This is a genomic window from Streptomyces sp. NPDC001508 (assembly GCF_040298665.1).
Taxonomy (GTDB): Bacteria; Actinomycetota; Actinomycetes; order Streptomycetales; family Streptomycetaceae; genus Streptomyces.
Window position 1 is genome coordinate 99,970 of record NZ_JBEPAP010000019.1, and the last position, 16,643, is coordinate 116,612.

Consider the following 16,643-nt stretch of genomic DNA (forward strand, 5'->3'; position numbering starts at 1 on the left):
CCACCCGGAGCGCAGGGTCGTGACCGTCGTACAGGAGGCTCCATGCGGTTACCGGAGATCGTCTCGCGCGAGCAGTGGCGCGCGGCGCGGGCGGACTTGCTCGCCAAGGAGGAGGCGGTCCGGCGCGCACGCGACGTGCTGAACGCGGAGCGGCGCCGGCTGCCCGTGGTCGAGATCGACACGGAGTACGTGTTCGAGGGCGGCGACGGCAAGGCGACGCTCCTCGACCTGTTCGAGGGGCGGCGCCAGCTGGTCGTCCACCACTTCATGTTCGCGCCCGAATGGGGCGCGGGCTGCCCCGGCTGCTCCGCGTTCCTCGACCAGGTCGGGCACCTGGCGCACCTCCACGCGCGCGGGACGTCGTTCGCGGTCGTCTCCCGGGCGCCGATCACCCGGATCCTGCCGTTCAAGGCGCGGATGGGCTGGGCGTTGCCCTGGTTCTCGTCGTACGGCAACGACTTCAACCGGGACTTCGAGGTGACCCTGGAACGGGACGGGACGCTCGCCGACCGGCCCGGGATCAGCTGCTTCCTGCGTGAGCACGACCGGGTCTTCCACACCTACTCGGCCTACGAGGACGGACTTGACGGACTGGGCTCCGTCCCCAGCCTGCTGGACCTGACGGCGCTCGGCCGCACCCCCGAGGGCAGCGACCGGGTCCGCCATCACGACGAGTACCACTGACGGATACGGCTGAGGAGGACGAGTACGACTGACGAGCACGCCTACGAGGCGCCCGGGCGGCCCGGGCTGCCGTGTCCTGCCGTCGGCGGCTACGCGCTGAGCTGTTGGGACCAGTCCGGTGTGGTCCCCGTCACCCGGCACAGGGCCAGATAGAGCGGAATCGGCGGGGTGTACGGAACCGTGCCGTCCGGCCGGTGGATGAGACGGCTGGTGGCGGGCAGCCGGGCGCCGGGCGTGTACTGCGCCGGGGTCGGCCATGTCAGCTCGTAGTCGGAGTCCGACGGGACGATCCACCACCAGTGCGATCCGTCGGCGTACACACAACCCACCCGCGGCAGCCGGGGGACGACGAGCGGCCCGAAGCGGGCGGGCACCGCAACGGCGTCGCAGCCCAGCGGTGTCGTCATGCCCTCGGGAAGCGCGAGCCGCCCGGTCGCGCCCGGCGAACGCTGCTCGCGCCGCAGCCGCACCAGGGTGTCGAGCCCGAGCACCGGACCGTGATGGGGGGCACCGCTCACAGCCATTCAGCCCTCCCGGAATGCCTTGTCTCCGTCTCGGACGTCCTGCGGTACTGCTTCTGCACCCGCTCCTCCTCGCCGGCGCCCCGGCCGGGGCCGGGCTTGGGGCGGGTGCCCCAGCCCAGGTCGTTGCGCGGTTCTGCGGTGTCCGGGGCGGCGTCGGTCTGGCTCGGCAGCTCGGCCCAGACCAGCAGGCCCGGCCCGTGCTCCTGGGCACCCCAGGCCCGGCACATGGCATCCACGAGAAGCAATCCCCTCCCATGCTCCTCCTCGGCCCGCCGTGGCGACGGGTGGGGTTCACCCGGCGCGCACCCCTCGTCACGCACGGCTATCCGCAGCACGTCGTCGTGGTCGTGCAGCTCGCACACCACCCGGGTGCTGGCCGTGTGCACGACCGCGTTGGTGACCAGCTCCGAGATCACCAGGGCTGCGGTGTCGCAGGTATCCGCGCACACCGACCAGCCGGACAGCCGGGCCCGCGTCAGGCGTCTCGCCTGGGCGGGTGAGCCCGGATGTGCGGCCAGCTCGAACCGGAACCGACGCTCGGCAGCGGCCTGACCTGCGGCTGCTCCCGCGGCGGCGCCGAGACCCGGTCGGTCTGCGGCGGCCTCTGTTCCTAAGGGCGCGGACGGAATCACACTTGCCACTATCGCTCCGCCGCGAACACTTGGCAAGTGTCACTCTGAAAATTGCAGAGTGCTGTGTGACTCGGTGGAGGGCCGTGGCACACTGCTCGCAACAGCACGTCCGGCGGCGCCAGTTCGAATCACCGGCGATCCAGCTGATCACCGATGACTCCTTCGAACGGCGCCGCAGGGCTGTCCGGATCCATGCGTGTCCAGCGCGTTCAAGAGGTGGGAGGTGGAGCGTGAGCGAACCGCGGTCCGCGCCGACCGTGGGCCAGGTCGTCCTCGGTCGGCGCCTGCTGGACCTGCGGGAACGCGCCGGGCTCAAGCGCGAGGAGGCCGCCCGCATCCTCCGCGTGGCCCCCGCCACCGTCCGCCGCATGGAGATGGCCGAAGTCGCTTTCAAGATCCCGTACCTCCAGCTGCTCCTGAAGGCCTACGGCGTCTTTGACGACGAGGCCGACCTCTTCGTGCAGCTCGCCGAGGACGCCAACAAGCCCGGCTGGTGGCAGCGCTTCCACGACATCCTGCCGGGCTGGTTCTCGATGTACGTGAGCCTCGAAGGCGCGGCCGGCCTGATCCGCTCGTACGAGCCGCACTTCGTGCCCGGCCTGCTGCAGACCGAGGACTACGCGCGCGGTGTCCTGGAATCCGGCGCCATAGGCCAGACCCGGCCCGAGGACATCGAGCGCCATGTCGCGCTGCGCATGCAGCGCCAGGGCCTGCTCACCCGCACCGACGCGCCCCGTTTCTGGGTGGTGATGGACGAGACCGTCCTGCTGCGCCAGGTCGGCGGCCCGAAGGTGATGCGCGCTCAGACCGACAAGCTGCTCGAGGCCGCGAAGCTGCCCAACGTGACCCTCCAGATCGCCCCGTTCGCCGGCGGGCCGCATCCGGGCACGTACGGGCCGTTCGTGCTGTTCCGATTCGCCGAGTCGGAACTGCCGGACATGGTTTACAGCGAGTACCTGACCGGCGCCGTCTACCTGGACGCGCGCTCTGAGGTGGCGACCCACCTTGAGGTCATGGACCGCATGGCGGCTCAGGCCGCCACGGCACATCGCACCAAGGAGATCCTCCGGGATCTTCGCAAGGAGTTGTGAATGGAACGCAGCAAGACCCACGCCAAGCCGCTGCCCCGCGCCCAGCGGATCTACAACGGCATGCCCTCGCGCGAGTTGGGCAGCGAGGGCTGGCACAAGCCGTGGAGCGGCGGCAACGGAGGCAACTGCCTGGAGGCCATGAAGCTCGCCGACGGCCGGATCGCCGTCCGTCAGTCCACCGACCCGGACGGGCCGGCGCTCATCTACACCACGGACGAGATGAACGCCTTCATCCAGGGCGCGAAGGCAGGTGACGCGGACTTCCTGCTGTCCTGAACCCCGCACCTTGATGTTGCTGCTAACTCGACTTCTCTTAATCGACTTCCCTGTTCCGGTACCGACTTGATCACCAACCGCGACCGACGTTTACGGAGTTCCCCCCATGACTGACCGGTACCGCGGCGGCAAGGACGACCGCACCATCGACGGGCGGGGGTAGCGCCCACGCCCGTAAGACAGCGGTGGAGGGCCGGCGGACGCCGGCCCTCTGCCGTCACACGGCCATCGGCCGGTCGTACGCCGATATCGGCGCGGGCAGCCGCGAACTCCCCGTCAGATACCGGTCCACCGCCGCGGCCACCGCCCGGCCCTCCGCGATCGCCCACACGATCAGCGACTGTCCGCGCGCGGCGTCCCCGGCGGCGAACACACCGGGGACACCGGTCGCGAAACCCGCGTCCCGGGCGATCGTGCCGCGTGCGTCCATCGCCAGCCCCAGCTGGTCGATCAGCCCGTCCGTACGATCGGGCCCGGAGAAGCCGAGCGCAATCAGCACCAGGTCCGCGGGCAGGTTCCGTCCGGTGCCCGGCAGCGGCCGGCGCGCCGCGTCCACCTCCACCAGGTGCAGCGAGCGCACATGCCCGCTCTCGTCCCCGGTGAAGCGCAGCGTCGACGCCGCGAACAGCCGCGCGTCCGCGTCGGCCGCCGGCGCCGTCACCAGGTCGCGTGCCTCCTCGTGCGCGGCCGACAGCCGATAGATCTTCGGATACGTCGGCCAGGGCTCGGCGTCCGCGTCCCGCTCGGCGCCCGGCTGGGCGTAGATGTCCAGCTGGGTCACGGACGCGGCGCCGTCCCGGACCGCCGTGCCCAGACAGTCCGCACCGGTGTCACCGCCGCCCACGATGACGACGTGCTTCCCCGCCGCGCACAGCGGCGAGACCGTCAGATCGCCCTCGCCCACCCGGTTGGACAGCGGCAGATACTCCATCGCCTGGTGGATTCCCGCCAACTCCCGCCCCGGCACGGGGAGTTCCCGCCACGCCGTGGCGCCCGTGGCGATCACCACGGCGTCGTACCGCGTCCGCAGCTCGTCCGCCCCGACGTCCCGCCCGACCAGCGTCGACGTACGGAACCTGGTGCCCTCCGCGCGCATCTGCTCCAGCCGCCGCTCCAGGTGCCGCTTCTCCATCTTGAAGGCCGGGATGCCGTACCGCAGCAGCCCGCCCACCCGGTCGTCCCGCTCGTACACGGCGACGGTGTGCCCGGCCCGGGTCAGCTGCTGTGCCGCGGCGAGCCCCGTGGGGCCCGATCCGATCACCGCGACCGTCCGCCCGGACAGCCGGTCCGGCGGCCGGGGCGGGGTGAAGCCCTCCTGCCAGGCCCGGTCGGCGATGGCGCACTCGACGTTCTTGATGGTCACCGCCGGCTGATTGATCGCGAGCACGCACCCCGCCTCGCACGGCGCCGGACACAACCGGCCCGTGAACTCGGGGAAGTTGTTCGTCGCGTGCAGCCGGTCGGCGGCCGCCCGCCAGTCCTCACGCGCCACCAGGTCGTTCCACTCGGGGATCAGGTTCCCCAGCGGACAGGCTTCGTGGCAGAACGGTATGCCGCAGTCCATGCACCGGTCGGCCTGCTTGCTGATGATGGGCAGCAGCGCCCCCGGGACGTACACCTCGTCCCAGTCCCTGACCCGTTCCTCGACGGGCCGACGTGGCCACTCCTCGCGCGGCGTGGTCATAAAACCCTTGGGGTCGGCCATGGTCGTCTTCCTCGCCTCCGCGTACGACGGACCATGCGTCTTCGGGCGGCACTCCTGCGGCCACGATACGTCCCTCCGGCCGCACCCGCAGAGCCGCCGACGGGCCCCTCACCAGCGCGGCCCGCCCGCTCGGGACCCACGCGGGCGGGCCCCGGACGCACTCAGGTGAGCGCCAGCACATACGCCACCGCGGCGGCGGCCGAGGCGACCGTGCGGACGTGGTTCCACATGGTCCACTCGCGCACATACGTCGGCCAGTACGCGGCTGCCTCCGGGCTGCCCGGCTCCATTCCGGCCAGGGTGTCGTTGCGGGGCACGTTCGCGACCAGGGTCAGCCCGAACGAACCGAACAGGAACAGTGCGCTGCCCAGCAGCAACTCCACCTTGCCCTCGTCCGGCCACAGCACGAACGTCACCACGGCGATCATCGCGCACACCACCGCGGACCCCGCGAACACCAGCATGAACGCGGGCGTCACCGCGGCCACGTTGATCGCGTTCATCGCGGCGACGCCCTGCGCAGAAGGCAACGCGCCCAGCCCGCGCATCACGAACGTGGAGAACCCGCAGAACACCCCGGCCACCAGCCCGGTACCGAGCACCCCCAGCACGATCAGCACGAAGTACGGCCCGTCGATCATGTCCTCATCCACTCCCCAACTCGAACCGGGTCCGCCCGGCACTCACCGTCGCCCCAGTGAATTCCCCCTGCGAAACCCTGACCATCGCCGTGACGCGCGAGCGCATGCGCGAGCGTCCGGCCGCCCCGGCCTGCCGGTCTCACCCCACGTCCGCCCCGGCCCCCCGCCACCCGCGCAGCACTGTCTCCACGGCGGCCGCGATCCGCCGCCGCGCCTCGTGCCGCGGCACCCCGCTCATCAGCAGCCGGCCGTACGGCGTGTCCAGGTGCCGCACGGCCGCCACGACCGCCGAGACCACCGCACCCTCGGACAGCGACCGCCCCGCCGCGCTGCGCCCCACCCGCCCGCTGCCCCGCACGGACGCGTGCCCGGCGATCGCCTCCGCCCTGTCGGCCGGACACCCGGGAAACAGCCGCCGGATCTGCCCCGCGAACGCCTCCGCGAACCGCGCGTCCTGCGCCGCCCGGCGCCGCGCGTCCCGCGCCCGACGCCGTCTTCGCGCCTCCGCGTCGGCCAGGCACCGCTCCTCCGCCCGGGCCAGGGCCGCCTCCTCGACGAGCATGCCCTGCCGCTCGTACCGGCTCCTGCGCCGGTTGAACCGCATCACCACCGCCGACAGCCCGCTCTCCTCTCGCGACCTGCGCGTCAGTGCGGTGTCGCCGCGCGGCAGGAACACCAGGTGACCGAGGTCGGCGCAGTCGAGGCAGCGTGGCATTCCGTCCTCGAACACGAGCAGGGGCAACGGTCCGCGACGGCATGCGGCGCACTGCTTCCGCCGCAGCGGCTGGATCACGAGAAGTCCGTTGGACGACGGGTGAGTTGCAAGGCGCGCCATACCCGGTACCTTCCCCTCCCGGTCCCGGTTCTCCCGTGCGCCGGCGCGGCCCCACATCCCCTCGGTGGGCTCCCAAGTCCCGGCGGAGACGTGGCCCCGTATCGGTGTCTTCCGCCAAGGCCGGGTCCGGCGTCCCGCGCGAAGGTCGGATCAGGCGTCCGCGTGATGGTCGGGTCCGGCGTCCGCGCGGAGGTTGAACACCGAGACGCGGGTGCGGTGCCGCGCCGGGGCCTCGATCTCGTCGACGACCGCCACCGCGAGGTCCGCGTACGACAGCCAGGCGTCGCCGTCGGGCAGCCGCTCCCCGCCGACCCGGTACCGCCCGGTCCGCGCCCCGCCGTGCTCCAGGTGCCCGGCCGGCGTGAGCATCACCCAGTCGACGACCCCGGCACGGTGCTCACGGAGTCGTTCGAGCCCCGCGGTGTGCGCCAGCGCGAACGGCCGTATCTCCGCCGGGAACGCCTTGGGATCATCCATCACCGGTCGGCCGTCCGCGCCGAGCAGATTGGCGCCCAGCCCGATGGCCACGAGGCGGCCCACCCCGGTGGCGGCAAGTCCACCGAGCAGCGCGTCCGCCGCCTTCACGAAGAACGCCGGGTCAAGCGTGTCGAACCCCTGCTCGGGACCGCTGAACGGGGTCACCGCGTGCACGGCGGCGACCCGCCCGCCCACGACGCCGGCCACCGAACCGCGATCGGTGACATCCCCGCGTACGACGGTCACTCCGGCCACGGCGAGGTCCGGATACCGCGCCGGATCCCGCACCACCGCCGTCACCTCGTACCCGCGCCCGCGCGCCTCCGCCGTGACCGCCCGCCCGGCCCGCCCGCCGGCTCCGAAGACGACGATCCCGCCCTTGCTCCCGCCCATGCCCAACCTCCTTGTCCGCACCGCGGTTTCGCGTGCTGACCTGGACGTTAGGGGCTGGGACCCCGGTTACTTCAACGGTATCGGCGCTACCCTCGACGGATGACCGAAGCGATGGACCGCGAGCGGCCGGCCCCGCTCGACCACGCCCTGCTCGAACCCGACATGTTCGACCCCGTCTGCCCGTCCTCGGCGATGCCGTTCCGGGTCGGCGACAAATGGTCCGGCATGGTGATCCGCTGCCTCGAAGGCGGCCCGCGCCGCTTCGGCGAACTCCGTGTCCCGCTCCGGACGATCACCCCCAAGGTCCTCAGCGAGACCCTGCGCGCGATGGAACGCGACGGTCTGCTCACCCGCACCACGTACGACGAGAACCCGCCTCGTGTCGAATACGCCCTCACCCCTCTCGGTCGCACCCTGATCCCCCTTCTCGATGCCGCTCGCGCCTGGAGCGAGGCGCATCTGCCGGCCCTTCTCGCCGCCCGCCGCGCCCACGAACGGCTCTCCTGACCGCCACCGGCCACCACACGCCCGCCGGATCTCGCGACGGGGCACAAGGACCGGCCGGCGAGTGCGGCTCCCGCCGAACCCGGCACCGGCGCCCGCCCCGCCGTCGGGCCGCGGTCCCCTTGGCGGCTGTCGGACGGGCCCGGTCGGTCCCCGTGCCGGTGCGGTCGGCCCGGCGCGGCATCATGGGCCCGTGCGACTCGAAGCGATCACCTGGGACCGGCTCGCCGAACGGCTGGCCGAGCGGCTGCTCGACGTCCGGCCCGCGGACGGCGGTACCTGGCCGCGCATCGCCTTCGACGGCGCCTCGGCCGCCCGCCCGGGCGACCTCGCGGAGCGGGTCGCGCAGGCGCTGCGGGTACGCGGCCGTCCCTCGCTCGTCGTGGGCGCCGAAGGATTCCTGCGCCCCGCCTCCGTCCGGCTGGAGCACGGCCACCGGGACGTGGAGTCGTACTACAGCGGCTGGGTCGACACCGCGGCACTGTGGCGCGAGGTCTTCGGCCCGCTCGAACCCGGCGGCGACGGCCGCGTCCTGCCCGACCTGTGGGACCCGGCCACCGATCGGGCCACCCGCAGTTCCTACGTCCGACTCCCGCCCGGTGGGCTGCTGTTGCTGCACGGTCCGCTCCTTCTGCGGCACTGGTTTCCTTTCGACCTGACCGTCCATGTCCTCCTCTCACCGGACGCCCTGCGCCGCCGCACCCCCGAGGCGGACCACTGGACGCTGCCCGCCTTCGAGCGGTACGCGGACGAGACCGACCCCGCTACGACGGCCGACGTCCTGATCCGCGCCGACGACCCCCGGCACCCCGCCTGGAACGGCTGAACCACCCCTCGCACGGCCGTCCCCGCACGGCCGTCCCCGCACGGACCTTCTCTGTGCGGACCCGCGTGGACCTCCCCGGCGCGGGCCTTCTCTGTGCGGACCCGCGCGGACCTTCTCCCGCGTGGGCCTGCTCCCGCGGCGGGCGCGGCCCGCGCTCCGCGGCCCAGGGGTGGAGCGAGGCCCGCGTCTGCGGGTGCGGAGACCGGGCCGTGCGCGGGAGAATGAAGGCCGCCGGGACCAGCGGTGTTTCCCGCGCCGCGCCGGCCAGTCCGGTACCGGGAGGTGCACCATGACCACCGCCGGAGACATCATGCACCGTGGCGCCCAGTGGATCCCCGCCCATGAGACCCTGGACCGCGCCGCCCAGTTGATGCGCGAGCTGAACGTCGGGGCGCTGCCCATCAGCGACGAGAACGAACGGCTCTGCGGCATTCTCACCGACCGCGACATCGTGGTCGGCTGTGTGGCCATGGGCCACGACCCCGCCCAGATCACCGCGGGGCAGATGGCCCGCGGCACACCCCGCTGGATCGAGGCGAGCGCCGACGTCGGTGAAGTGCTCCAGGAGATGCGGGGGCACCAGATCCGCCGCCTGCCCGTCATCGAGAACAAGCGTCTGGTCGGCATGATCAGCGAGGCCGACCTCGCCGAGCACCTGGGTGAGGACCAGATCGCCGCCTTCACCGAGAGCGTCTACGCCCGGACCACGCCGCCCGGCCGCTGACGTCCGGGGCCGGCCCCGGACCGGTCACAGCCAGCCGTTGCGCCTGAACCCTCGGTACAGCGTCAGACACGCGATGGATATCACCGCGATGACCAGCGGGTAGCCGAACCGCCAGTGCAGCTCCGGCATGTGCTCGAAGTTCATGCCGTAGACCCCGCACACCATCGTCGGTACGGCGATGATCGCGGCCCAGGCAGTGATCTTCCGCATGTCCTCGTTCTGCGCGACCGTCACCTGTGCGAGATGGGCCTGGAGGATCGAGTTGAGCAGTTCGTCGAAGGAGGCGATCTGTTCCTTCGCCCGTATCAAGTGGTCGAGGACATCCCTGAAATAGGCCTGTATCTCCGGGTCGACCACTCGGATCGGCCGTGTGGCGAGGTCCTCGACCGGACGGGCGAGCGGTACGACCGCCCGTTTCAGTTCGAGGAGTTCACGCTTCAGCTGGTAGATACGCCCGGGGTCGACCCGCGCCCCGTTCTCCGCGAACACGTCCGTCTCGACCTGGTCGATGTCGGACTGCAGCGCGTCCGTCACGGTCAGGTACTCGTCCACCACATGGTCCGCGATGGCGTGCAGCACCGCCGCCGGGCCCTTGGCCAGATGCCGGGGCTGCGACTCCAGTTCCTCGCGCAGCGGTCCCAGGGAGCCGTGCCGTCCGTGCCGCACCGTGATCACGAAGTCCTGGCCGAGGAACACCATGATCTCGCCGGTGTCCACCACCTCGCTCGTCGCCGTCAGCTCCTCGTGCTCGACATAGCAGACCGTCTTGAACACCACGAACAGCGTCTCCCCGTACCGCTCCAGTTTCGGGCGCTGGTGGGCCTCCACCGCGTCCTCGACCGCCAGCGGATGCAGGTCGAACAGTTCGGCGATGCCGGCGAACTCGGCGTCCGTCGGCTCGTGCAGCCCGAGCCAGACGAATCCGTCGCCGCTCTTGCGTATCCGCTCCACGGTGTCGATCAGTTCGCCGTCGCCGGAGGCCCGGGTGCCGTCCCGGTACGTCACGCAGTTGACCACAGAGGAGCCCAGGGGCGACCGGGCGGGATGGCTCAGATCGACGCGCGGCCGCCTCCGGGCCAGCCGCGCGACCTTGCGTAGACGGCCCACTCCGCTCAGGTCCCTGACCTTGCGCAGATTCCCTGCCATGGACATCCGGATCCCCCTGCCTGGTGCTCCTCGCGCCGTGCTGTCGCGCCTTGACCAGAAAGTCTGCCAGCCCAGCGCGATACGCGGGCAAGCCTGTGGGAATGACACATTCCGCTTGGTTCCCGGCTGTGGACAAACCGGCACGGCCGTGGCGGACCTCTCGTCGCGCTGGAGCGTCGACCACCATCGACCGGCGGGCCGACTGGGATGATCGAGGCATGACACAATCCGACGGCTATCTCCTCGACAACCGGCAGAACGAGGCGGGGCAGCGCTTCGACGCCTTCGCCACCCTCTTCGACCCCACCACCTTCCGGCACTTGACGGACCTCGGGGTGGGGCCGGGCCGGCGCTGCTGGGAGGTCGGCGCCGGCGGTACCTCGGTGGTGTCCTGGCTGGCCAAGAAGGTCGGCCCGACCGGCAAGGTCGTCGCCACCGACATCGACACCTCGTTGCTCCTTCCGGCCGCCCGTCCGCCCGTCGAGGTGCGTGTCCACGACGTCGGCGCGCAGGAGCCGCCAGGGGAGGGGTTCGACCTGGTGCACGCCCGCCTGGTCCTGGTACACGTGCCGGACCGGGAGCGGGCGCTGCACTCGATGATCCAGGCGCTGCGGCCCGGCGGACGGCTCCTGATCGAGGACGCCGACCCCGCGCTCCAGCCCCTCACCTGCCCGGACGAGTACGGCCCCGAGCAGCGACTCGCCAACCGTCTGCGCAAGGGCTTTCGCAGCCTGCTCGCCGAGCGCGGCGCCGACCTGTCCTACGGCCGCAGGCTCCCGCGCCTGCTGCGCGAGGCCGGACTGCGCGACGTGCAGGCCGACGCGTACTTTCCGCTCACCTCGCCCGCCTGCGCGGCGCTGGAGTCCGCCACCGTGCGGCAGATCCGGGACCGGCTCGTCGCCGCGGGACTGGCCACCGACGAGGACATCGACCAGCACCTCGCCAATGTCGCGGCGGGCGGCATGGACCTGGCCACGGCACCGATGATCTCGGTGTGGGGGCGCAAGGCATAGGCCGAACCGACCCGCCGAGCCGCGCCCGACGACCGCGGTATCCGCCCGTCCGCGGTACCGCCCCGCTCCAAGGGCCGCCGTCCGCGTCTGCTGGCCGCGCGACGCGTTGCTGGGCCTCAAGAGGCGTGTTGCTGGGCCAGACGAGCCTATTGCGCCCAGCGAGACTCAATGGAGCCGAACGAGCCGAATTGCGCCAAAGATGCTGCGCCTGGCGAGACGCCTGCGCCAGACGAGAGCCCTGCGCCGCACGACGCGAACTGTGCCACGTGAGGTCGTCCTAGGCCCCATGGGGCCTTCTGCCCTGCACCACGCCTTCTGCCCCGCATGACGCTTGCCGTGCCGCGCTGATGGCATTGCCCCGTGCGCCCCGCGCACGTGTGCTGCCGCGCCTCTCCTTCTGCCCATCACCGGTATCACCGTGCCCGAGCTGCGGGAAGTCCGGTGGGCCCGCCGTTTCGCATATACCGCCGCGCCGCAGCCGGCCCGTGCCGGGAGCCTGCCGCGATCAAGCCCGCGTCGCGGTCATTCGCGTACCGGTGGCCGACCGCCCACCCGCTCCACCGCACGGGCACCCGCCCGGCACCCCCGCGCCGCCGCGTCCTCGGCACCCGCACCCGCGAGGAGGGCGGCCAGGAAGGCGCCGGTGAACGCGTCTCCCGCGCCCGTCGTGTCCCGGGGCGTCACCGGCACGGCCGGAACCCGGGCGAGCACCTCGCCGGACCGGGCCACCAGCGCCCCGCCGGCACCGAGCTTGGCGACCACAAGCGGGATGAGACGGCTCAGCTTGGCCGCGGCGTCCGCCGGATCGGACAGACCCGTCAGCAGGCACGCCTCCTCCTGGCTGGGCAGCAGGACATCCAGCGCCTCGGCGAACGCCAGGAAGCGGCCCACCCCCAAGTCCCGGAGGAACCCCGCAGATGCCGGATCCAGGCTCACCGGCACCCCACGCGCGCGTGCCGCCTGCAGGGCCACCGCCGCCAGCGCCCGGCTCGGCTCCGAGAACAGCAGATAGCCGGACAGATGGAGCCGGGCCACCCCGTCGAGCAGCGCGTCCGACCAGTCGGCCGGTTCGAGCCGCAGCGACGCGCCGCTGTCCGTGAGGAAGGTGCGCTCGGCCGCGGCGTCCGTGTCCACGAGGCAGATCACCGTCGCGGTCGCCGCCTCCGCGTCGAGCACGAGCTGCGGACGCACTCCGGCCGACACCAGTTCCCGCTCGTGCCACGCCGCCGCGTCCGCACCCACCCGCCCCAGCAGCCGCACGTCGGCGCAGCCCGCCGCAGCGGCCCAGCAGGCCACATTGGCGCCCGCCCCGCCGGGCAGCGTCCGGATCGTCGCCGCCGTGTCGGTGCCGGCGGCGAGCGGGCCCCTGTGCCGGGCGACGACATCGGTGACGATGTCCCCGACGACCAGCAGCGCCCCCGTCCGCCCCGTCGTCACCCCCGGGTCCACGCCGCCGCGATCCGTGCCGCCAGCCGCACATTGCCGCGGACGGCCGCCAGATTGGCGCTCAGCGAGGCGCCGTCGGTGTGCCGGACCAGGTAGTCCAGCAGGAACGGCGTGACCGCTTGGCCGGTGATCCCCTGCTGCTCGCACGCACGCAGCGCGTCGGCGAGCACCCGCGAGTGCGTTGCGGGATCCAGTTGCTCCGTCTCCGGCACGGGATTCGCGACGATCAACGCCGACTCCGGACCGTCCAGCGCGTCCTGGGCGCGCATGACCCGCGCCACCTCCTCCGGGCTGTGCACCGTCCAGTCGACGGGGTGCCCGGAGTCGGACAGATAGAAGCCGGGGAACCGGTCCGTGCCGTACCCGGCGACCGCGACCCCCAGCGTCTCCAACCGCTGCAGGGTGGCCGGTACGTCCAGGATCGACTTCACCCCCGCGCACACCACCGTGATCCGGGTACGCGCCAGCAGGCCCAGGTCCGCGGATTCGTCCTGCGTCACCGTCCACTGCCGGTGCACTCCGCCCAGCCCGCCGGTCGCGAACACCCGGACACCGGTCAGTGCCGCCAGCAGCGCGGTCGCCGACACCGTGGTCGCCCCGCTCGCCCCAGCCGCCACGGCGAGCGGAAGGTTGCGATGGCCCAGCTTGCGCAGGCCCTCCTCGTTCGCGATCCGCTCCAACTGCTCCTTGTCCAGACCCACATGGGGACGCCCGTCCAGCACGGCGATCGTGGCGGGCACGGCACCCTCTCGCCGTACCGCCTCCTCCAGTTCCTGCGCCACCCGGAGATTGCGCGGGCGCGGCAGCCCGTGCGCGATGATCGTGGACTCCAGGGCCACCACGGGACGACGCGCGTCGATCGCCTCCCGTACTTCTTCCGCCACCACCAGCACCACGGGTGAGCCTCCCGTCAGTCATCCCTCCCTCATTCCTGGCGACCCGCACAGCGGGCTAAACGCTCGTGCCCTGCGGGGGCCCGCCACCAGCCTGGGAGGACACGGCTCCAACAGCGCTCGCGGCGAGGCACCGCGCAACGTCGGCTCCGAGGACCGTCAGAACAGGGGCTCGGGCAGCACGCCCTCCAGGGCGAGCAGCCTCCGCTTGGTCTCCACACCGCCTCCGAACCCGCCGATGCCGCCGTCGCTCTCCACGACACGGTGACAGGGCACGACGACCGGCAGCGGATTGGAACCCATGGCCATGCCCACCGCCTGCGCCGCCCCGGGCTGGCCGACCCGCCCGGCCAGATCGCCGTATCCGACGACCGTGCCGTACGGGACGCCAAAAGCCAGTTCCCGCAGCACCTGCCGGTTGAAGCCAGAGATCAGCGACCAGTCCAGCGGCAGCTCGAAGTCGTGCCGCCTCCCCGCGAAGTACGCCTCGATCTGGCGTATCGCCTCGCCCAGCAGCGGAGAATCGGGTGCCTCGACGGGCTCGGTGCCCAGCCGGGCCGCCAGCCGTTCCAGTGCCCGGTCGCGCACCCCGTCGCTCGCGTGGAACACGACGTTGACCAGGCCGCCCCCGGTCGCCGCCAGCAGCAGCGGACCGATGTCGGTGCCCACGACGGCCCACACCACCCGCTGCTCGTCCTGCCCATGGCTGTCCATGCGCCCCACCGTACGACCCGCCACTGACAAATGCCCCGCCACCGGTCGGTCCCGGCCGTTCCGCCGCGCGGACTCAGGGGGCGCTCAGCGCCTGCCGCATCACGTCGGGCTGGTTCGTGATGATGCCGTCGACGCCGTACCCGGCGACTTTCCGGGCGGTTGGTGCATCGTTGACGGTCCAGGCGAACACCCCGAGCGGCCTGCCGTGCGGCCCGTCGTAGGAATGCACGGTGGTGACGTAGTTCCTGGAGACGGACGTGTAGGACGGGTTGATCAGGTCCGCGAAGCCGGCGTAGGCGCGCAGGTCCGTCGCCGACGGCGTGCCGAGGTAGCCGGTCGTGAGGCCCGGCTTCAGGTCGTGCACGATGCGCAGGCTGTCCGCGCTGAAGCTCTGCACGACGAGCCGGCCGAGGTGCTGCCGGTCCAGCCAGCCCTCGTTGCCGAGGAGCTTCAGGGTGTCCCGCTCGATGCCCGGGTACAGCTGCGGACTCTTGATCTCCAGGAGCAGTTTCTCGTGGTTGTGGTCGATCCGCCGCATGTACTCCGTGAGCGTCGGCACGCGCGTGCCCGCGTACGCGGGTCCGAACCAGCTGCCCGCGTCCAGGCGGGCGATTTCGGCCGCGGTGAAGTCCTTCACCTTCCAGGGCGCCCGGTCAGGGAACACCTCCTCGGCGTTCGTGGTGCGGGCCAGGCTGTCGTCGTGGATGACGACGAGTTCGCCGTCCTTGGTCCGCTGCACGTCGTTCTCGACCCAGGTGAAGCCCCTTCGTGCCGCCTCGTCGACGGCGGGCAGGGTGTTCTCCGGGGCGTAGGCCGAGGCGCCCCGGTGGGCGACGATCGTGACCTGGCCGCCGGTGCCGCCGGCCCGGGCGTGGTGGGTGGGCGTCAACAGGGTGGCGGCCCCCAGCAGCGCGACGGCCGTGACGGCAATGACGCGCGCGTGCATGCGTGCTCCTCGCGACGGGCGAATACGGACGGCACCAGGGTGACAGCAGAGAGTGGACAGCGGCGCGCTACAGGATGAGCACAGTTTGGACCGAGATGCCCGTGGCCGCTCACCGATGCCGCACAAGTGGGGCAAGGGCGTGTTTCTTTGCCGGAAAATCGTTCGTCCGTTCCGGTGGGGGTCATACTCTCTGCGACAACCCTGACCGCCCGAGCGGTCCTGGGACGGGGGCGAATATCAGATCATCCGGGACGTAAGAAGGCGGAAGGGCAGCCGCGCATGCAGGGCACGGTCGACGACTTCAGTTACGGGGCCGTCACCCCGTTGGTGGCCTTCCTGATGGCCTGCCTCGGCGGCGCCCTCGGTCTGCGCTGCACGACCCGGTCCCTGCTGGTGTGCCACTCCAGGCGCCCCGTCTGGCTCGCCCTGGGCGCCGCCGCCATCGGCTCCGGCATCTGGACCATGCACTTCGTCGCCATGATGGGATTCACGGTCGCGGAGACCCCGGTCCACTTCGACAGACCGATCACATACGCGAGCCTCGGCATCGCCATCGTCATGGTGGGCGTCGGGATCTTCATCGTCGGCTACCGCGGCGCCACCGGAACGGCACTGTTCACCGGCGGAACGATCACCGGCCTGGGCATCGCCTCGATGCACTACCTCGGCATGGCGGGCATACGCCTGCACGGGAGGCTGGAGTACAACACCGTCACCGTCGCCGCCTCCGTCGTGATAGCGGTCGTGGCCGCCACCACCGCCCTGTGGGCCGCGGGACAGGTCCGTGGCTTCCTGTGGAGCGTGGGTGCCAGCCTCGTCATGGGGCTCGCGGTCAGCGGCATGCACTACACCGGCATGGCCGCCCTCACCGTCCACATCCACGGCTCCGCCGCGGCATCCGGTGACTCCTCGTCCGCGGACCTGCTCGCGCCCATGCTGATCGGCCCCCTCGCCTTTCTTCTGCTCGCGGGCGTCATCGTGATGGTCGACCCGCTGATGATCGCGGGCAGGCCCGCCCGGCCCCCGCAGGAGCGCAAACCGGGCGTCCCCGCCGGCGCGGTCGCCCCGCATCCGCGCCGCCGCCCGGAGGTCCCGGCCGGCCCCCAGTGGATCCACCAGAGGGCCGATCAGCCGGGACACCACAGCTCACGCACCCCGCAGAACCGCTGACCG

Annotated in this window: 19 protein-coding genes; 8 read left to right on the plus strand and 11 right to left on the minus strand. The window is 71.9% G+C overall.

Annotated features, from left to right (window positions below; translation table 11 throughout):
* Nucleotides 1-42 precede the first annotated feature (42 nt).
* Nucleotides 43-684 carry a DUF899 domain-containing protein gene (locus tag ABT245_RS19335; RefSeq protein ID WP_351735081.1) on the plus strand — a complete coding sequence of 214 codons (642 nt, stop codon included), beginning with the start codon at nt 43-45 and terminating at the stop codon, nt 682-684.
* An 89-nt stretch (nt 685-773) separates the two neighbouring features.
* Here the strand turns inward: ABT245_RS19335 and ABT245_RS19340 are convergent, their stop codons facing one another.
* Together ABT245_RS19340 and ABT245_RS19345 are read right to left on the minus strand one after the other, a co-directional pair.
* Nucleotides 774-1,208 carry a hypothetical protein gene (locus ABT245_RS19340; protein ID WP_351735083.1) on the minus strand — a complete coding sequence of 145 codons (435 nt, stop codon included), beginning with the start codon at nt 1,206-1,208 and terminating at the stop codon, nt 774-776.
* A complete protein-coding gene (locus tag ABT245_RS19345) occupies nt 1,199-1,849 on the minus strand; it encodes an ATP-binding protein (protein ID WP_351735085.1) in 651 nt (216 codons plus the stop codon). The genes ABT245_RS19340 and ABT245_RS19345 overlap by 10 nt, the downstream gene beginning before the upstream one ends.
* Nucleotides 1,850-2,070: 221 nt before the next feature.
* Here ABT245_RS19345 and ABT245_RS19350 point away from each other — a divergent pair, with 221 nt between their 5' ends.
* Entirely contained in the window at nt 2,071-2,931 is an 861-nt protein-coding gene (locus ABT245_RS19350; protein WP_351735087.1) for a Sco1979 family transcriptional regulator, read from the plus strand.
* A complete protein-coding gene (locus ABT245_RS19355; RefSeq protein WP_351735089.1) occupies nt 2,932-3,207 on the plus strand; it encodes a DUF397 domain-containing protein in 276 nt (91 codons plus the stop codon).
* A gap of 217 nt (nt 3,208-3,424) precedes the next feature.
* Here ABT245_RS19355 and ABT245_RS19360 read toward each other — a convergent pair whose 3' ends face one another.
* From ABT245_RS19360 to ABT245_RS19375, 4 genes are all read right to left on the minus strand, one after another.
* On the minus strand, nt 3,425-4,912 hold the full coding sequence (locus ABT245_RS19360) for a glutamate synthase subunit beta (protein WP_351735091.1): 1,488 nt from the start codon (nt 4,910-4,912) through the stop codon (nt 3,425-3,427).
* Between the two features lie 161 nt (nt 4,913-5,073).
* Nucleotides 5,074-5,553 carry an anthrone oxygenase family protein gene (locus tag ABT245_RS19365; RefSeq protein ID WP_351735093.1) on the minus strand — a complete coding sequence of 160 codons (480 nt, stop codon included), beginning with the start codon at nt 5,551-5,553 and terminating at the stop codon, nt 5,074-5,076.
* A 139-nt stretch (nt 5,554-5,692) separates the two neighbouring features.
* Nucleotides 5,693-6,388 carry a DUF2293 domain-containing protein gene (locus ABT245_RS19370; protein WP_351735095.1) on the minus strand — a complete coding sequence of 232 codons (696 nt, stop codon included), beginning with the start codon at nt 6,386-6,388 and terminating at the stop codon, nt 5,693-5,695.
* A gap of 150 nt (nt 6,389-6,538) precedes the next feature.
* A complete protein-coding gene (locus ABT245_RS19375) occupies nt 6,539-7,258 on the minus strand; it encodes an NAD(P)-dependent oxidoreductase (protein WP_351735097.1) in 720 nt (239 codons plus the stop codon).
* Nucleotides 7,259-7,357: 99 nt separating this feature from the next.
* On the opposite strand from ABT245_RS19375, the gene ABT245_RS19380 reads away from it, so the two are divergent.
* The 3 genes from ABT245_RS19380 (at nt 7,358) to ABT245_RS19390 (ending at nt 9,312) form a co-directional block, all read left to right on the plus strand.
* Nucleotides 7,358-7,765: a winged helix-turn-helix transcriptional regulator gene (locus ABT245_RS19380; RefSeq protein ID WP_351735099.1), complete on the plus strand. Its 408-nt coding sequence runs from the start codon at nt 7,358-7,360 to the stop codon at nt 7,763-7,765.
* A gap of 190 nt (nt 7,766-7,955) precedes the next feature.
* On the plus strand, nt 7,956-8,588 hold the full coding sequence (locus ABT245_RS19385) for a nucleoside/nucleotide kinase family protein (RefSeq protein WP_351735101.1): 633 nt from the start codon (nt 7,956-7,958) through the stop codon (nt 8,586-8,588).
* Nucleotides 8,589-8,877: 289 nt separating this feature from the next.
* Nucleotides 8,878-9,312: a CBS domain-containing protein gene (locus ABT245_RS19390; protein ID WP_351735103.1), complete on the plus strand. Its 435-nt coding sequence runs from the start codon at nt 8,878-8,880 to the stop codon at nt 9,310-9,312.
* Nucleotides 9,313-9,336: 24 nt separating this feature from the next.
* On the opposite strand, the gene corA is transcribed toward ABT245_RS19390, so the two are convergent.
* On the minus strand, nt 9,337-10,464 hold the full coding sequence (corA, locus tag ABT245_RS19395) for a magnesium/cobalt transporter CorA (RefSeq protein ID WP_351735105.1): 1,128 nt from the start codon (nt 10,462-10,464) through the stop codon (nt 9,337-9,339).
* A gap of 212 nt (nt 10,465-10,676) precedes the next feature.
* On the opposite strand from corA, the gene ABT245_RS19400 reads away from it, so the two are divergent.
* On the plus strand, nt 10,677-11,471 hold the full coding sequence (locus tag ABT245_RS19400; protein ID WP_351735107.1) for a methyltransferase: 795 nt from the start codon (nt 10,677-10,679) through the stop codon (nt 11,469-11,471).
* 522 nt (nt 11,472-11,993) lie between these two features.
* On the opposite strand, the gene ABT245_RS19405 is transcribed toward ABT245_RS19400, so the two are convergent.
* The 4 genes from ABT245_RS19405 to ABT245_RS19420 all read right to left on the minus strand — a co-directional run bounded on the left by ABT245_RS19405 (nt 11,994) and on the right by ABT245_RS19420 (nt 15,470).
* Nucleotides 11,994-12,908 (minus strand): carbohydrate kinase family protein, encoded by a 915-nt coding sequence (locus ABT245_RS19405; protein ID WP_351735109.1) that lies wholly within the window; start codon nt 12,906-12,908, stop codon nt 11,994-11,996.
* Nucleotides 12,905-13,813, minus strand: coding sequence for a pseudouridine-5'-phosphate glycosidase (locus tag ABT245_RS19410; protein WP_351735111.1), 909 nt, complete (start codon nt 13,811-13,813; stop codon nt 12,905-12,907). The genes ABT245_RS19405 and ABT245_RS19410 overlap by 4 nt, the downstream gene beginning before the upstream one ends.
* Before the next feature lie 156 nt (nt 13,814-13,969).
* Entirely contained in the window at nt 13,970-14,524 is a 555-nt protein-coding gene (locus ABT245_RS19415) for a methylated-DNA--[protein]-cysteine S-methyltransferase (protein ID WP_351735113.1), read from the minus strand.
* A 73-nt stretch (nt 14,525-14,597) separates the two neighbouring features.
* Nucleotides 14,598-15,470, minus strand: a complete 873-nt coding sequence (locus tag ABT245_RS19420; protein ID WP_351735115.1) for a glycerophosphodiester phosphodiesterase — start codon at nt 15,468-15,470, stop codon at nt 14,598-14,600.
* A 279-nt stretch (nt 15,471-15,749) separates the two neighbouring features.
* Between ABT245_RS19420 and ABT245_RS19425 the strand changes: the two genes are divergently transcribed.
* Nucleotides 15,750-16,640 (plus strand): MHYT domain-containing protein, encoded by an 891-nt coding sequence (locus ABT245_RS19425; RefSeq protein ID WP_351735117.1) that lies wholly within the window; start codon nt 15,750-15,752, stop codon nt 16,638-16,640.
* The last annotated feature ends 3 nt before the right edge of the window (nt 16,641-16,643 follow it).

Coding starts and splice junctions, on each gene's coding strand:
- ABT245_RS19335 (WP_351735081.1), top strand. CDS start 43: ATGCGGTTACCGGAGATCGTCTCGCGCGAGCAGTGGCGCGCGGCGCGG.
- ABT245_RS19340 (WP_351735083.1), bottom strand. CDS start 1,208: ATGGCTGTGAGCGGTGCCCCCCATCACGGTCCGGTGCTCGGGCTCGAC.
- ABT245_RS19355 (WP_351735089.1), top strand. CDS start 2,932: ATGGAACGCAGCAAGACCCACGCCAAGCCGCTGCCCCGCGCCCAGCGG.
- ABT245_RS19360 (WP_351735091.1), bottom strand. CDS start 4,912: ATGGCCGACCCCAAGGGTTTTATGACCACGCCGCGCGAGGAGTGGCCA.
- ABT245_RS19365 (WP_351735093.1), bottom strand. CDS start 5,553: ATGATCGACGGGCCGTACTTCGTGCTGATCGTGCTGGGGGTGCTCGGT.
- ABT245_RS19370 (WP_351735095.1), bottom strand. CDS start 6,388: ATGGCGCGCCTTGCAACTCACCCGTCGTCCAACGGACTTCTCGTGATC.
- ABT245_RS19375 (WP_351735097.1), bottom strand. CDS start 7,258: ATGGGCGGGAGCAAGGGCGGGATCGTCGTCTTCGGAGCCGGCGGGCGG.
- ABT245_RS19380 (WP_351735099.1), top strand. CDS start 7,358: ATGACCGAAGCGATGGACCGCGAGCGGCCGGCCCCGCTCGACCACGCC.
- ABT245_RS19390 (WP_351735103.1), top strand. CDS start 8,878: ATGACCACCGCCGGAGACATCATGCACCGTGGCGCCCAGTGGATCCCC.
- corA (WP_351735105.1), bottom strand. CDS start 10,464: ATGTCCATGGCAGGGAATCTGCGCAAGGTCAGGGACCTGAGCGGAGTG.
- ABT245_RS19400 (WP_351735107.1), top strand. CDS start 10,677: ATGACACAATCCGACGGCTATCTCCTCGACAACCGGCAGAACGAGGCG.
- ABT245_RS19415 (WP_351735113.1), bottom strand. CDS start 14,524: ATGGACAGCCATGGGCAGGACGAGCAGCGGGTGGTGTGGGCCGTCGTG.
- ABT245_RS19420 (WP_351735115.1), bottom strand. CDS start 15,470: ATGCACGCGCGCGTCATTGCCGTCACGGCCGTCGCGCTGCTGGGGGCC.
- ABT245_RS19425 (WP_351735117.1), top strand. CDS start 15,750: ATGCAGGGCACGGTCGACGACTTCAGTTACGGGGCCGTCACCCCGTTG.